This is a genomic window from Microbacterium sp., from assembly GCF_040394595.1.
Taxonomy (GTDB): Bacteria; Actinomycetota; Actinomycetes; order Actinomycetales; family Microbacteriaceae; genus Microbacterium.
Genome location: NZ_JBEBSA010000004.1, coordinates 197,069 through 211,896, shown reverse-complemented (window position 1 = coordinate 211,896; position 14,828 = coordinate 197,069). Strand labels below are relative to the sequence as shown.

At 70.5% G+C, this 14,828-nt stretch carries 13 protein-coding genes; 5 read left to right on the top strand and 8 right to left on the bottom strand.

Annotated features, from left to right (window positions below):
• The first annotated feature begins 74 nt into the window (after nucleotides 1–74).
• Nucleotides 75–1,187 carry a phosphoserine transaminase gene (serC, locus tag ABWO84_RS07920; protein ID WP_353113972.1) on the top strand — a complete coding sequence of 371 codons (1,113 nt, stop codon included), beginning with the start codon at nucleotides 75–77 and terminating at the stop codon, nucleotides 1,185–1,187.
• 21 nt (nucleotides 1,188–1,208) lie between these two features.
• On the opposite strand, the gene ABWO84_RS07915 is transcribed toward serC, so the two are convergent.
• Both ABWO84_RS07915 and ABWO84_RS07910 read right to left on the bottom strand, forming a co-directional pair.
• Nucleotides 1,209–1,799 (bottom strand): DUF3027 domain-containing protein, encoded by a 591-nt coding sequence (locus tag ABWO84_RS07915; RefSeq protein ID WP_353113971.1) that lies wholly within the window; start codon nucleotides 1,797–1,799, stop codon nucleotides 1,209–1,211.
• The gene (locus tag ABWO84_RS07910; protein WP_353113970.1) at nucleotides 1,783–2,163 is read right to left on the bottom strand and encodes a cold-shock protein; all 381 of its coding nucleotides are present in this window, start codon (nucleotides 2,161–2,163) and stop codon (nucleotides 1,783–1,785) included. Before ABWO84_RS07910 ends, ABWO84_RS07915 begins: the two co-directional genes overlap by 17 nt.
• Nucleotides 2,164–2,271: 108 nt before the next feature.
• Here ABWO84_RS07910 and ABWO84_RS07905 point away from each other — a divergent pair, with 108 nt between their 5' ends.
• The 3 genes from ABWO84_RS07905 to ABWO84_RS07895 are packed head-to-tail and all read left to right on the top strand — an operon-like array spanning nucleotide 2,272 to nucleotide 5,933.
• Entirely contained in the window at nucleotides 2,272–2,547 is a 276-nt protein-coding gene (locus ABWO84_RS07905) for a multidrug ABC transporter ATPase (protein WP_353113969.1), read from the top strand.
• An 11-nt stretch (nucleotides 2,548–2,558) separates the two neighbouring features.
• The gene (locus ABWO84_RS07900) at nucleotides 2,559–4,247 is read left to right on the top strand and encodes a helicase-associated domain-containing protein (RefSeq protein ID WP_353113968.1); all 1,689 of its coding nucleotides are present in this window, start codon (nucleotides 2,559–2,561) and stop codon (nucleotides 4,245–4,247) included.
• A 42-nt stretch (nucleotides 4,248–4,289) separates the two neighbouring features.
• The gene (locus tag ABWO84_RS07895; protein ID WP_353113967.1) at nucleotides 4,290–5,933 is read left to right on the top strand and encodes a DNA repair helicase XPB; all 1,644 of its coding nucleotides are present in this window, start codon (nucleotides 4,290–4,292) and stop codon (nucleotides 5,931–5,933) included.
• Between the two features lie 4 nt (nucleotides 5,934–5,937).
• Here ABWO84_RS07895 and ABWO84_RS07890 read toward each other — a convergent pair whose 3' ends face one another.
• The 6 genes from ABWO84_RS07890 to ABWO84_RS07865 all read right to left on the bottom strand — a co-directional run bounded on the left by ABWO84_RS07890 (nucleotide 5,938) and on the right by ABWO84_RS07865 (nucleotide 13,641).
• Nucleotides 5,938–6,561 carry a TetR/AcrR family transcriptional regulator gene (locus tag ABWO84_RS07890; RefSeq protein ID WP_353113966.1) on the bottom strand — a complete coding sequence of 208 codons (624 nt, stop codon included), beginning with the start codon at nucleotides 6,559–6,561 and terminating at the stop codon, nucleotides 5,938–5,940.
• A gap of 65 nt (nucleotides 6,562–6,626) precedes the next feature.
• On the bottom strand, nucleotides 6,627–7,847 hold the full coding sequence (locus tag ABWO84_RS07885) for an MFS transporter (protein ID WP_353113965.1): 1,221 nt from the start codon (nucleotides 7,845–7,847) through the stop codon (nucleotides 6,627–6,629).
• A gap of 65 nt (nucleotides 7,848–7,912) precedes the next feature.
• Complete coding sequence (locus ABWO84_RS07880) at nucleotides 7,913–8,857, bottom strand: fumarylacetoacetate hydrolase family protein (RefSeq protein ID WP_353113964.1); 945 nt, start codon at nucleotides 8,855–8,857, stop codon at nucleotides 7,913–7,915.
• Nucleotides 8,854–9,636 (bottom strand): cyclase family protein, encoded by a 783-nt coding sequence (locus ABWO84_RS07875; RefSeq protein ID WP_353113963.1) that lies wholly within the window; start codon nucleotides 9,634–9,636, stop codon nucleotides 8,854–8,856. Before ABWO84_RS07875 ends, ABWO84_RS07880 begins: the two co-directional genes overlap by 4 nt.
• Nucleotides 9,637–9,738: 102 nt before the next feature.
• Nucleotides 9,739–12,627 (bottom strand): penicillin binding protein PBP4B, encoded by a 2,889-nt coding sequence (gene pbp4b / locus ABWO84_RS07870; protein ID WP_353113962.1) that lies wholly within the window; start codon nucleotides 12,625–12,627, stop codon nucleotides 9,739–9,741.
• A gap of 138 nt (nucleotides 12,628–12,765) precedes the next feature.
• Entirely contained in the window at nucleotides 12,766–13,641 is an 876-nt protein-coding gene (locus tag ABWO84_RS07865; protein WP_353113961.1) for a MurR/RpiR family transcriptional regulator, read from the bottom strand.
• Nucleotides 13,642–13,878: 237 nt separating this feature from the next.
• Here ABWO84_RS07865 and ABWO84_RS07860 point away from each other — a divergent pair, with 237 nt between their 5' ends.
• Nucleotides 13,879–14,790, top strand: a complete 912-nt coding sequence (locus ABWO84_RS07860) for an N-acetylmuramic acid 6-phosphate etherase (protein WP_353113960.1) — start codon at nucleotides 13,879–13,881, stop codon at nucleotides 14,788–14,790.
• The last annotated feature ends 38 nt before the right edge of the window (nucleotides 14,791–14,828 follow it).

Genomic DNA, 14,828 nt, shown 5'->3' with positions numbered 1-14,828 from the left:
AAGCCTACATTCCCCCGGAGACGCCGGGCGTCATGCGGGAGGAGGCACCCCCGGAGCGCCCCTAGAATCGACCCATGGCGATCGAGATCCCCCGCGAGCTCCTGCCCGTCGACGGCCGCTTCGGCTGCGGTCCGTCCAAGGTGCGCCCGGCGCACATCGAGGCGCTGGCCTCGGCGGGGGTGAGTCTCCTCGGCACGTCGCATCGGCAGGCCCCGGTGAAGAACCTCGTCGGCAGCGTGCGCGAGCAGCTCGCCGCGCTGTTCTCCCTCCCCGAGGGATACGAGATCGTGCTCGGCAACGGCGGCTCCACCGCATTCTGGGACGCGGCCGCCTTCGGCCTCATCGAGAGCAGGGCGCAGAACCTCGTCTTCGGAGAGTTCGGCGGCAAGTTCGCCGCGGCCGCCGCCGCGCCGTGGCTGCAGGCGCCGGACGTCCGCAAGGCCGAGCCCGGCACGCGCGCGGACGCCGAGATCGTCGAGGGCGTCGACGTCTACGCCTGGCCGCACAATGAGACCTCGACCGGCGTCGCCGCCCCGGTGCGACGAGTGCGCGCGGAGGGCGCGCTGACCGTGATCGATGCGACCAGCGCGGCCGGCGGCATCGACGTGGACATCGCCGAGACCGACGTCTATTACTTCGCGCCGCAGAAGAACTTCGCCTCAGACGGAGGCCTCTGGCTGGCGGCGGTCTCGCCGGCGGCCGTCGAGCGGATCGAGCGGATCGCGGCGTCGGGACGCTACATCCCGGAGTTCCTCAGCCTCAAGAACGCCGTCGACAACTCTCGCCTGAACCAGACGCTGAACACCCCGGCGCTGACGACCCTCCACCTGCTCGACAGCCAGCTGCACTGGATGCTCGACAACGGCGGCCTCCCCTGGGCCGCAGCGCGCACCGCCGAGTCCTCCGGCATCCTCTACGACTGGGCGGCTGCGACGGCATCGGCGACGCCGTTCGTCGCCGATGCGGCCGACCGCTCCCCCGTGGTCGTCACGATCGACTTCGACGAGAGCGTCGACGCGGCGGCGGTCGCGAAGACGCTGCGGACGAACGGGATCGTCGACACCGAGCCCTACCGCAAGCTCGGACGCAACCAGCTCCGCATCGCGACCTTCGTCTCGATCGATCCGGACGACGTGCGGCAGCTCACCCGCGCGATCGACTACGTGCTGGCGAACGCCGAAGGCTGAGGGAGGAGGGCCCTCCGGGGCCTACTCCTCCTCGTCGACCCCGGGGCCGTCCGCCTCGGGGTCTTCGTCTTCTTCGGAGTCGTCTTCGTCGGAGTCGTCTTCGTCGAAGTCGTCCTCCGCACCGTCGAGCTCATCGATGTCGACGCCGTCGAGGTCACCCGCGTGCAGCAGGTCAGCCTCGTGATCGTCGTCGTCCTCGTCGAGCTCATCGTCGTCCTCGTCGACGAGCGCCGCGTCGTCCTCCGCGGACTCCTCCTGTGCGGCCGACTCCTCGGCGGCCGCCTGTTCCGCGAGCTCGGCCTGGTGGGCACGGTACTCCGCGAGGCGCTCCGCCCACGGCACCCAGTCCGGTGCCAGCAGCGCGCCGTCGCCCGGCAGCAGCTCGACCTCGAGCACGGTCGGCTCGGCGTCGTCGAACTGCGCGACGGTGACGGTCCAGTACCACCCGGGGTATCCCGACAGGCGGTTCTCGAAGCGCAGCGACACCGCTCCGTCGGACTCGACGACGTGCCCCGCCACGGGACCGACGGTCGCCGCGGGGGTGATCTCATGCAGGGCGGCGAGCGCCAGCTCCCGGCTGGCGTCCGCGAGCTCCTCAGGCGTCGAGGTCATCTGCCACCTTGCGCAGCACCGCGGCGATCTTGCGACCCTGCGCCGAGGATGGGTAGCGGCCGTGGCGCAGGTCCCCGCCGATGCTGTCGAGCAGCTTGACGAGGTCTTCCACGATGATCGCCATGTCGTCGGCGGGCTTGCGCTTTGCCTTCGCGAGGCTCGGCGGCGCATCGAGCACGCGCACCGAGAGCGCCTGCAGACCGCGTTTGCCGTCGGCGACGCCGAACTCGACGCGGCTTCCGGGTTTGACCACGGCCCCTGCGGGCAGGGCAGAGGCGTGCAGGAAGACGTCCTGGCCGTCATCGGTGGAGATGAAGCCGAACCCCTTCTCGTCGTCGTAGAACCTGACCTTGCCGGTGGGCATGGGAGAACCTCGCTGATGTATGTACGGAAACGTCGCGCGGCGCGCGACCCCTCCAGCCTACCGGTCCCCCGCGGCCCGCGGTGGGTGGAGCGGCTAGTCTGGGAGGTGATGAGCACGCAGCGAAACACCCCGGACGTCGCGGTCCGCTGGATCGACCGGTTCCTGGCGATCGGCGCACTCGTGATCGTCGCGGCCTCGATCATCTGCTTCTTCGTGGTGATCGCCGCGACCGCCTCCGGGATGAAGAAGGAGGACTTCAGCGCGGGGCTCTGGCCGCTGGCCGGGGCGCTGCCCCTGTTCGGGCTCCCGATCGGCTTCGCGATGATCATCGCCCTCCTCGTGATGAGCTTCATCCGCAAGGGGCGCGCCGCGAAGCGGGGCTGAGGAAGCCGCCGATGAGCACCCACGCACGCCCGCTCGCCGTGAGGCTGGCCGCGGCGGGCGATGACGAGCTCGGCGCGCTGTTCCAGGCCCGGGGCGTGCGCCCCGACCCGGGGTGGCAGGACTTCTTCGACGCGGCCGAGGCCCTCCTCGAGCCCGCCTCGGTCGAACGGGCCCTCACCGCGCTCACCCTCCCCCAGGCCGCGGCGCTCCTGCGCGTCGAGGCGGGAGGGGACGCCGGAGCGCCGCGCGCGCACCTCATCGCGCTGGGCCTCCTCGACGGCGAAGGGTCGCTCCCCGTGCCCGTCGCCGATCTCCTGATCGCCCGCGACGGCGTCCCCTCCCCGGATGGGACGCCGCTCCCGGAACCGTCCTCCGAGTCCGCGGCGGCCCGCGCCGCCGAGCGCGCGTTCACGACCGTCGGACGCGTCGCCGACCTCCTGCTCAGCGTGCGGGAGAGCGCTCCCTCCCTCCTCGCGACGGGACAGCTCTCCGCCGGCGACCGCAAGAGGCTGGCCGAGTCCGGGATCCCGACGGAGGAGATCGACGACCTCCGCGCTCTCGCCGTCTCCGCCGGGCTCCTCCATGTGGGCGATCGCCGTCTCCTGCTCGGCGAGGCGGCCGCGCTCTGGCTGCCCGCCTCCTTCGCCGACCGATGGTCCGCTCTCGCCTCGGCCTTCCGCGCCGACCTGCCCGCGGGCGTCCGCACCGACGGCTCCTGGACGCCGCCGTCGACCTGGCCGCTCGCCTATCCGTGGGACGGAGGCTGGCCCGCGCAGGCCGAGCGCCTCGCCACTCGCCTCGGACTGCTCGGACTCTCCGGAGACGACGGGTCCGAGCCCGTCTGGGCCGGCCCGGTCCGCACCGGCGCCGCGGTCGATCCCGCGCCGCTCGCCGCACTGGTCCCCGCCGAGGTCGACAAGGTCTTTCTGCAGAACGACCTCACGGCGATCGCACCGGGGCCGCTGGTCCCCTCGCTCGAACTCCGGCTGCGCGGGATGACCGAGCACGAGTCGTCGGGCTCCTCCAGCTACCGTTTCACCGAGGATTCCCTCACGCGGGCGCTCGTCGACGGAGAGACCGAACAGGGGCTCGTCGAGTTTCTCACCGCGCTCTCTCTGACCGGGATGCCGCAGCCGCTCGCGTACCTCATCTCCCAGTCGTCCCAGCGGCACGGGCTCGTGCGCGTCTGGCAGACCGCGACCGGGACGACGATCACCAGCCGCGACCCCCATCTGATCGAGGCGCTCGGCGTGGACCGCGGGCTGCGTCCTCTCGCCCTGCTCCCCGAGGACGGGATGCTCGTGTCGCGCGTGGGGGCCGAGACCGTGTACTGGGCGCTCGTCGACGCCCGCTATCCCGCGACGCTGGTCGACGCGGATGGCGATCCGGTCCCGGCCACGCGGACCCCCGCGGCGGCGCCGCCCGTCGAGCCGGCCCCGTCGTATGCGCCGCTGATCGCACGACTGCGCAGCAGACAGGGCCCCGACGCCGACGCCGCATGGCTGGACCGTGAGCTCGACGCCGCCGTACGGGGGAAGGCGACCATCGTGGTCGAGGTGGGGATGCCGGACGGTTCGACGCGCGAGCTCACCCTCGAGGCGGCGGGTCTCGGCGGCGGACGCCTGCGAGGTCGTGATCGGGAGGCCGACGTCGAGCGCACCCTCCCGGTGCGCAGCATCCTCTCGGTGCGGCCGGCCTGATCACCCCCCCCTCGACCGCAGCGCCCGGTAGACTGGGCAGCTATGTCTGACGGACCCCTGATCGTGCAGAGCGACCGCACCGTGCTCCTCGAGGTCGCGCACGCGGACGCCGAGTCCGCCCGCCATGAGCTCGCGATCTTCGCCGAGCTCGAGCGCGCGCCCGAGCACATCCACACCTACCGGATCACCCGGCTCGGGCTGTGGAACGCACGCGCCGCCGGCCACACGGCCGAGGACATGCTCGACACGCTCGACCGCTGGTCGCGCTTCCCCGTCCCGCCCTCGGTGGCCGTCGACCTGCGTGAGACCGTGAACCGCTACGGGCGGCTCGTGATCGAGCGCGACGACGAGGGGACGCTCGTGCTGAGGTCGACGGATGCCGCGGTGCTCGCCCAGGTCGCGGGCAACAAGCGCATCCAGCCGCTGCTCATCGGTCGCCCGTCCCCCGAGACGTACGTCGTCGACGCCTGGGCCCGCGGACAGATCAAGCAGGAGCTGCTGAAGATCGGATGGCCCGCGGAGGACCTCGCCGGCTACACGCCGGGCACCCCGCACGAGATCGACCTCGCCGAGGACGGCTGGACCATGCGCCCCTACCAGCGCGAGGCTGTCGACGCCTTCGCCAAGGACGGCTCCGGCGTGGTCGTGCTCCCCTGCGGCGCGGGGAAGACGATCGTCGGCGCCGGCGCCATGGCCGCGACCGGCACCACGACACTGATCCTCGTGACCAACACCGTCTCCGCCCGACAGTGGCGCGACGAGCTGCTCAAGCGCACCAGCCTGACCCCCGAGGAGATCGGCGAGTACTCCGGCCAGGCCAAGGAGGTGAAGCCGGTCACGATCGCGACCTATCAGATCCTCACCGCCAAGCGGAAGGGCGAGTACGCCCACCTCGCGCTCCTCGATGCGCTCGACTGGGGGCTCATCGTCTACGACGAGGTGCACCTGCTTCCCGCGCCGGTGTTCAAGCTCACCGCCGACCTGCAGGCCCGGCGCCGCATCGGCCTCACCGCCACGCTCGTGCGCGAGGACGGACGGGAGGGCGACGTGTTCAGCCTCATCGGCCCGAAGCGCTTCGACGCCCCGTGGAAGCAGATCGAGGCGCAGGGCTTCATCTCCCCCGCCGCCTGCTACGAGGTGCGCGTCGACCTGCCCCCGGGCGACCGGCTCGAGTACGCCGCGGCGACCGATGACGAGCGGTACCGTCTCGCGGCGTCCGCTCCGGCGAAGATCCACGCGGTGCGCGAGCTGATCGCCAAGCACCCCGGCGAGCGGGTGCTCGTGATCGGTCAGTACCTCGACCAGCTCGACACGCTGTCGGAAGCGCTCAACGCCCCGCAGATCACCGGGGCGACCCCCGTCGACGAACGCGAGGAGCTCTATCGGCAGTTCCGCGAGGGCGAGATCTCGCTGCTCGTGGTGTCGAAGGTGGCCAACTTCTCGATCGACCTCCCCGAGGCGTCGGTGGCGATCCAGGTGTCGGGCTCATTCGGTTCCCGCCAGGAGGAGGCGCAGCGTCTCGGACGACTGCTGCGCCCCAAGCAGTCCGGTCACACCGCGAGCTTCTACACGCTGATCGCGCGCGACACGGTCGACCAGGACTACGCGCAGAACCGCCAGCGCTTCCTCGCCGAGCAGGGCTACAGCTACACGATCCTCGATGCGGCGGAGCTCGCCGCCGCGTAGCGCATCAGCCCCCGCGCAGCGCCGCGACGAGGAAGCCCCGCAGCACCGCGGCGCGACTCGGCGCCGCGCCCTCCGCCCCGGCGAGCTCCCGCTCGCGGGCGTCGTTCGCGGTGAGCGTCAGCGCGCCCACGGCGAAGAGGTAGGCCTGCCGGTGGAATCCCTCCGGCTTGTCCGGGAGCACCGCTCGCAGTGCGGCGATGAACTCCCGCGCCATGGGGTCGAACAGGTCGCGGATGATCGTCCGCTCCGCGCTGGAGGGATCGCTCGCCTCTCGGAGCACGAGCCCGAAGTACTGCGCCAGCGCGGCGTCCCGCTCGGCCAGGTAGGCGGTGTGCAGGAAGGCGTCGACGATCTGCTCGAGGGCGTCGCCCGCAGCGAGGTCGACGCCGCGCAACTGCTCGCGGCGCTCCTCGTTGATGTGCTGGTGCCGCTCGAACACCGCACGGTACAGCTGGGCCTTCGACTCGAAGTGGTAGACGAGGAGAGAGAGCTTCACGCCCGCGGCGGCCGCGATCGTGCGCAGGGTGGCGCGGTCGTACCCCTCCTCGGCGAAGACCCGCTCCGCCGCTGCGAGGATGGCCTCCTTCCGGGTGGGAGGAGGCGACGCCTCGGCGCTCGAAGTCGGCATGCACCCAGACTACGGCCCGCGGTCCCCCTCGACGGGATGCTCCGCGGGCCGCGATGTCCGGTCGGTCAGCGGGAGGCGACGTCCTCCGACAACGCCTCCTGCTGTGCCTCGACGACCGGATCCTCGGCCGCATGCTTGGGCAGCGCGATCATCAGGACTCCGCTGACCAGGAACCCCAGCCCGCTCGTGACGAGCCCGAACGAGAGCGAGGTCGCCGATGCGAGGCCGCCCAGCGCCATCGGCGCGAATGCGGACACCCCGCGGCCGATGTTGAAGCACAGTCCGGCACCGGTGGTCCGTACCCGGGTCGGGTACAGCTCACCCAGGTACGAGCCGAAGAGTCCCGCGAAGGTCATGAAGAAGGCGTACATCGGTCCGAGCCAGAGCAGCAGTGTGTTGTCGGTCACGACGCCGTAGAGCGGCATCAGCACCCCTGCGCCGAAGAACGACAGCATCAGCGCCGCGCGCCGCCCGATCCGGTCCGCGATCCAGCCGAACACCAGGTAGCCGACGAACATCCCGAGGTTGAGCACGGTCATGAAGGTGCTGACCGCCCGAGGGTCCATCCCCCGGTCGGTGGCGAGGTAGCTGGGCAGCCAGGTGCTGGCCCCGTAGTACGCGATGAACGCCATCGCCGACACCAGGCTGGCGAGGATCGTGGTGCGGCGCAGCTGCGGCGTGAAGACCTCCGAGATCGAGACCGTCTTCGACGATCGGCGCTTCTCCTCCGCCCAGGCGGCCGACTCCGGGAACGCGAAGGCCACGATGAGCAGCGGGAGGACGGCGGAGAGCCCGGCGACCAGGAACATCAGGCGCCAGTCCGGCAGGAACAGCCCGGATGCCACCGCGGCCACCGCTCCGCCGATGGGATAGGCGGCCAGCACGAAGGCGGCGGCCTTGCCACGGGTGCGCTCCGGCCAGCTCTCCACGATGTAGGCGGACAGGATCCCCCAGACGCCGCCGAGCCCGATCCCCGAGAGGAACCGCAGCCCGAGCAGCACGGGGAGGTTCGGGGCCATGCTCACGCCGACGGTCAGCACGATGAAGATCACCATGCAGAGCATGAGGGCCTTCTTGCGGCCGAAGTTGTCGGCCACGTACCCCATCACGAATCCGCTCACCCCCATGCCGATCAATGTCGCCGTCGCGACGAGACCGGCTTGGAAGGGAGTGATGCCGAAGTCCTCGATGATCGACGGGATCGCGAACGACAGCGTCGCGATCTCGAGGGCGTCGAAGAGATAGGCGAGGAAGGATCCGAAGAGGATCAACCAGCGAGCGCGCATGGGCGTGCTCTCCTTTCAACGAAATGTGCGACGTTGCACAGCGCCGATGCTTCTCTCGGAGCCGTTCAGTTCGTCGGAGGGACGTACTCCACCCGGCGGGCCCGGGGGATCTCGTGGATCTCGGGACCGGCGACGACGGTGTTGCGGATCGTGCCGAGTCCTTCGACGGTCATGGTGACGGTGTCTCCGATGCGCAGGGGCGCCGGACGCTCCTCGCCGTTCCAGCCCCAGAGCTCGGCGAGGCATCCGCCCCCGGCGGTCCCCGATCCGATCACGTCGCCGGGGCGCACCCAGGTGCCGCGGCTCGCATAGGAGATCAGCTCGGCGAACGACCAGGCCATCTGCCGCAGGTCGTCCTCGCCGATCAGGTCGTCGCCCACGCGCACCGACATGCCGAGCGCGAGCCGATCGCCGTCCTCCCGTCCGGCGAGCTCGTCGACGGTGACGAGTTCGGGGCCGAGCGTCGTCGCGGTGTCCTTGCCCTTCGCTGGGCCGAGCCCCACGCGCATCTCCCGCCGCTGCAGGTCGCGGGCCGACCAGTCGTTGAGAATCGTATAGCCGACAATGCACTCCCTGGCCTCGTCGACCGTGAGGTTGTATCCGGCCCGGCCGATGACCGCCGCGACCTCCAGCTCGAAGTCGAAGGTCGTGCATCCCGGAGGCATCGGCACGGGCTGTCCGCTGCCCAGTGCTGCATGCGGGTTGGTGAAGTAGAAGGCGGGCGCCTCGTACCAGGCCTCCGGCACGACGTCCGCGCCGGTCACCGCGCGCAGCGATCCCGCGGTGTGCTGCTCGAAGGTGATGAAGTCGCGGATCGTCGCGACGGGCATGGGCACCTCGCGGGGCGCGTCCGCCGCGAGCACCACCAGGTCGTCGGTCAGGTGACGCTCCATCGTGTCGGCGGCGAGCGCGTCGTAGAGGTCGACGCCCGGGGCGATGAGACGGAGCCCGCCGTCGGCGACGACGCCGAAGCGCCGCTCCCCCTCATGCCGCACGGATGCGATCCTCATGCCTCGTCCTCCTCGAAGATCGCGACGGCGCGGGTCCATCCGGCCGAGGCCCCGTTGATCTTCACAGGAAGGCAGGAGACGAGGAAGCCCGTTGCCGGCAGCTCCTCGAGGTTGTGGAGCTTCTCGATGTGGCAGTAGCCGATGTCCCGGCCGGCGCGGTGTCCCTCCCAGATGATCGAGGCGTCGTGGTCGGCGGCGTAGCGCTCCGCCGTGAAGACGAAGGGGGCATCCCAGCTCCATGCGTCGGTGCCGGTCACCCGCACACCCTGCTCAAGCAGGTGCAGGGTCGCGGCCCTGCCCACGCCACATCCGCTCGTGACATAGTCGTCCTGCCCGTACCGCACCCCGGCGGAGGTGTTGACGAGCACGATGTCGAGAGGACGCAGCTCCACGCCGATGCGTGCGAGCTCGGCGTCGATGTCGTCCGGGGTGACGACGTAGCCCGACTCCAAGCCCCGGAAGTCGAGCTTGACACCGCGCTGGATGCACCAGTCCAGGGGCACCTCGTCGATGGTGATCGCTCGGGCGCCGCCATCCATGGTGGAGGCGAAGTGATACGGCGCGTCGAGGTGCGTGCCGTTGTGCGTGGTGAGGCTGACCCGCTCGATCGCCCACCCTTCGCCGTCCGGCAGGTCGTCGACCGTCGCGCCGGGGAAGAAGCGCAGCACGTCCTCCCGTGTCTGGGAATGATCGAAGTACTCGATCTCCGGCAGATGCCCGGGGGGATCCGAGGCGATCCCGTTCCGCAGGTCCACGGACAGGTCGACGATCCTTCGCATGCGTCCTCCTTGATCACTCGCTTCACTGACTGTACGTACGTACAGGGTGCGATGTCAAGGGGAAGGCCCTCGCCCTGATGACGGGCGAGGGCCTTCTGCCGGTCAGTCGTCGCTGCCGCGCGACCGGCGCCGGATCACGAGCACGAGGGCGCCGCCGATCAGGAGCACCGCCGCGATGCCGATCAGCCAGACCGGCACCTCGCCTCCCGTGCCGGCCAGGGAGCCGTCGTCACCCGGCCCGGTTCCAGGCCCCTGCCCGCCGTCCCCCGGCTCGACCGTCAGCGTCGCCGCCGCGGTCGTGACGGATCCGGCCGCGTTGGTGAACACCGCACGGTATCGGGCTCCGGACTGCGCGAGCGCCACCTCGCGGAGGGTCAGCGACGCGTCGGCGGCCCCCGCGACGTCCTTCCAGTCCCCGCCGTCGACGGAGACCTGCCACTGCGCGGCGGGCACCGGCGTTCCGGAGGCCGACGCAGTGAACCTCGCCTCTCCTCCGACCTTCACGGTGACGTCCTTCGGCTGCGTGATCACCGCGGGCGCCGAGCCCGTCACGGTCACGACCGCCTCAGCGACGAGCGGATCGACGCCATCGGCCGGGATCAGCCAGGCCGGGCGCTGCAGCGATCCGGTGACACGGTGATCTCCGACCTCGGAGCCGTCGTAGCCGCTGAGATCCCAGCTCACCGCCACCCGGTGCTCCGCGCCGTCGCGGTCGGTGACGACCACCTCGGAGGGAAGACCCTTCCGCACCTCGTCCGAGGACGTGCCGGGTGCCACGCCGAGCGGATCGACCGCCGAGACCGACCGCTCGATGACGTAGTCGTCTCCGGTGCGCTCGAGCGCCTTGTAGACCAGCCCGGCGAAGGGGGCGAGATCGGAGGCGTCGAGCGCGTCGTTCGCGAACCCGTTCGGCGGGTCGACGATCGGCGAGTGGATGCGCGTGGTGAGGATCGTGACCGTCATCTGATGTGCGGGATCGATGATCGTCAGCGTGCCCGTCCAGCCCTGGTGCCCATAGCTGCTGCGACTCGCACCCCAGTTGAAGTAGTAGTACCCGGCAGTGCGATAGGAGTGGATGCGCCAACCGAGGCCGACCGTCGAGCCGTTGACCGTGTTGCCCGGCCCGATGAAGGGTGCGACGAACTGCGCCGCGACGTCCTTGTCGAAGTACTCGCGTCCGTCGTAGACACCGCCGTTGAGCATGAGCTGCGTGAGCACCGCCATGTCGCCCGTCGTGGAGAAGAGCCCCGCGTGCCCTGCGACACCGGCCATCGAGTAGTACGCCTTCTCGTCGTGCACCTCGCCGCGGAGCGTGTATGCCCGCAGGGGGACGGGGGTGCCGTCCGGCTGCGTGCCGAAAGACACGTTCCCGTCGCGGGTGTTCCCGTTCAGCTCCGTGGCCGCGATGCGCTCCGCGGGGATGCCGGCGTCGAGCGGGCGGTACCCCGTGTCGCGCAGGCCGAGCGGGCCGTAGAACTGCGCCTCCATGTACTCGTCGAGCCGCTGACCGGTGATCTGCTCGACGAGCAGCCCGAGGATCATGAAGTCCACGTCGCTGTATGCGAACGTCGTCCGCGGCGCATAGCGCAGCGGGGTCCTCGAGATCGCGTCGATGATGCCCGCGCGGTGATCGGCATCCTTCGTCTGGTACCAGAGATCACCCGCCGACCCGAGGTTGGGGTACTCCGGATCCGGGATCATCCCGCCGACGTGGTGCAGCAGATCGCGCACGGTCACCGTGGACTTCCCGGTGGGGGCGTCGAGCGGGATGCCTCCAGCGCCTCCCTTGGTCCACTTGCCGGTGTAGTCCGAGTTCGCATCGGTGAACCGTTCCCAGCCCGGGAAGGTCGAGATCCGCTGATCCAGATCCAGACGGCCTTCACTGACCAGCCGCTGCACGGCGTAGTTGGTGGCGTACATCTTGGTGTTCGACGCGAGGTCGAAGACCGTGTCCGGCGCGGCGGCGACGCGCTGCCCCTCGGGGAGCAGCACGGCCGGCACGAGGGAACCGTCCTGACCGGTCGACGTGGAGTACTTCAGAGCCGAGCCCCACGCGTCGTTCTTCACGAGCTTGCCGTCCTTGACCACCGACACGGCGATCGCGGAGTACCCGTCGGCGACCTGCCGGCGCGCGAACGCGTCCACCTCGGCGAGCTTCTCCGGGTCGAATCCCACGGAGGCCGGGTCCCCTTCGGTGACCTCGGCGTGCGCGGCGGCCTGTGGCGGGAGGAGGAAGTAGCCGTCGGGGTGGACCAGCGTCCCCACCTGGAGCAGCCTCTCGATCGCCCCGAACGACAGGCTGTACACGGCCGACGAGCCGCTGCCCGTCTTGAAGCCGTCGACGTCGTAGAACGCCATGTCGAGGTCGCGGTAGTTGTTCAGCATGCTCGTCGTCGAGTTGGTGATGCCACGGTCGTGATCGACCGCGATCTCGTGGTAGTCCCGCCCGTAGTAGAGCGACAGGACGTCGACCGTTCCCACGGCGTGGCCGTCGAAGACGTATCCGTTCTTCGCGATCGGAGCCGCCGGCGTCGTGACCCCGAGCAGCCCCATCAGCGCCGTGTGCGGGAGATAGGCCTTCTGGCCCCGCACCGTCACGGCCGAGCGGTCGACCGGGATCGGCTTCCCGTAGACGCGCAGGTCCCCGTCGACCAGCCAGACCTCCGCCCTGCCGCTCTGCGCGCGGACGTATCGACGCTCGCCGGGGTTCGCGCCGTCGCCGGCGACGACGAAGCCCAGCGTCGCATCGGGGCGGGCGCCGGCGAAGGTGAAGGTCGACACCTGCCCGTAGGAGTCTTCGGCGATCGCGCTCCCCGACGCGGCGGTGCCGTCCAGCAGCTGGGCGTCGACCTCGCCCTCGGGGGCGGCGGTCGAGTCGGTGTAGTGCACGACGAGGGTGACATCGGCCGCGGCGGATGCCGGGGCGTCGATCACGAGGGCGAGGGCGAGGGAGGCCGCGGCTACCGCGGCGATCCGTCTGAGGATGTTCACGAGCTCTCCAGATCTTCTTCGTTCCGGAGCGGGCTGGGGGGTCGTCGCCCGCGCACCGGACACGATTCAGGATCGAGGGGGTGACGATCGCCCGGCTTGATGGAAAAAAGTACCAGAGGGCGCCGACATTGTGAACTGTTACTGCCGCTGCCCGTCGAGACGGTGCGTCTGAACGGCGTCGTACGTGCGCCGCAGCAGCCCGCCGACATGGTCCATCCGCCCCTGCAGGAGCCGCACGACGACGAAGTCGACGACCGCCATCTGCGCGAGCCGTGAGGACATCGCCCCGGTCCGGTACCGCGACTCCCGGGCGCTGGTCACGAGCAGGTGGTCCGCCACGTCCGCGAGCGGCGAGTCGGGGAAGTTGGTGATCGCCACGGTGGTGACGCCCCGCTCGCGCGCCAGGGCGAGCATCTGATGGCTCTCGAGGGTCTGTCCCGAGTGCGAGATGGCGATCGCGACGCCTGTGGGCTCGGCGAGCGCGAACGAGGTGAGCGCGAGGTGCGCATCCGCCCAGCAGAAGCAGGAGATGCCCAGTCGGTGCAGCTTCAGCTGGAGGTCCTGCGCCGTGAGCCCACTCGCCCCCGCACCGTAGACGTCGATACGCGGCGCCGACCGGATCGCACCGACGACGAGATCGAGGGCATCCAGATCCAGACCCCGCGCGGTCTCCTCGATCGCCCGCGACTCCTCGTACGCCACCTTCGTCACGACGTCGAGCGCCGAGTCCGTCGCGGTGATCTCCGCATCGTCCACGCGGAAGAGCTCCCGCGCGGCCTCCTCGCGGCCGATCGCAGCCGTGATCGCCATGCGGAACTCCTTGTAGCCCGCGAATCCCACGGCGCGGCAGAACCGCGCGACGGACGCCGGCGACGTCTCCGCACGCTCCGCGAGACGCGTGATCGTCGACTCGACGACCACCGCGGGATGCTCCAGCACGAGCTCGCCGATCTTCTGCTCCGCCTTCGAGAGCGACGGGAGGCGCTGCCGGAGGACGACGAACACGTCGGTCATCGATTCTCCTTGCACGTGGGGGGAACCGCCGCGCCCAGTCGCGCCGGTCGTCGTGCCGGAGGCCATGCCGTACATGCCCATCCGCTGAGGAATGCTACCACTCCGCATCATCCGAGCCCCTTCTGGACCGCCTTGTCCGAACCGTGATGAAAAAAATAATCGATTGAGTTGGCAATAGCGACACTTTTGTCCATACTGATCTCACCGACCCGATGACGCGAAGGACGAAGCCCCGGCATGACCGCGAAGCACGAACAGCAGGACACCACTGCGGCGTCCCCCACCGAGTCCCGCCTCACGGCATCCGAGGGTCTCGACACCCTTCCGCCCGCGGAAGTGCTCGCCCTGCTCAACGCGCACGATCGCGTGGCCGTCGATGCCGTCCGGGATGCGCTCCCCCTCGTCGCCGAGCTCGTCGAGCTGGCGGCGGAGAGGTTCCGCCGCGGAGGGATCGTCCACTACTTCGGCGCAGGCACGCCCGGACGGCTCGGCGTGCTCGACGCCGCCGAGCTGATCCCGACCTTCGGCCTCGAACCGGGACGCGTCGTCGCGCACATCGCGGGAGGCCCGGACGCCCTGGTCGCTGCGCTCGAGCACGCGGAGGACTCCGTCGAGGCCGGTGCAGCGGACGCGTCCGGGCTCGGACCGGATGACGTGGCGATCGGCCTCACCGCGAGCGGCAGGACCCCCTACGTCGCCGGCGCACTCGAGGCGGCCCGTCGCGCCGGCGCGCACACGGCGCTCGTCTCCAGCAACCCCCGCGCACCGCTGGCGCGCCTCGCCGACACGAACATCGTCGTCGACACCGGCCCCGAGGTGCTCACCGGATCGACGAGGCTCAAGGCCGGCACCGCCGAGAAGCTGGTGCTCAACGGGTTCTCGACCGCACTCATGGTCGCCGTCGGCCGCACATGGTCGAACCTCATGGTGTCGGTCGTCGCCACGAACGCGAAGCTCCGCGACCGCACCGTCCGCATCCTCCGCGAGGCCTCCGGCCTGGGAGCGGCAGAGGCGCATGCACTGCTCGCCGCGACCGGCGGAGACCTCAGGACCGCGATCGTCGCCGCGCTCGCGGGGGTCGATCCCGCTCACGCCCGCACCATGCTCGACGCCGCCCGCGGCTCGGTCCGCGACGCGCTCGAGCCCTGAACCGAGAAGCCCGAAAACCCGATCACCACCCACAACAC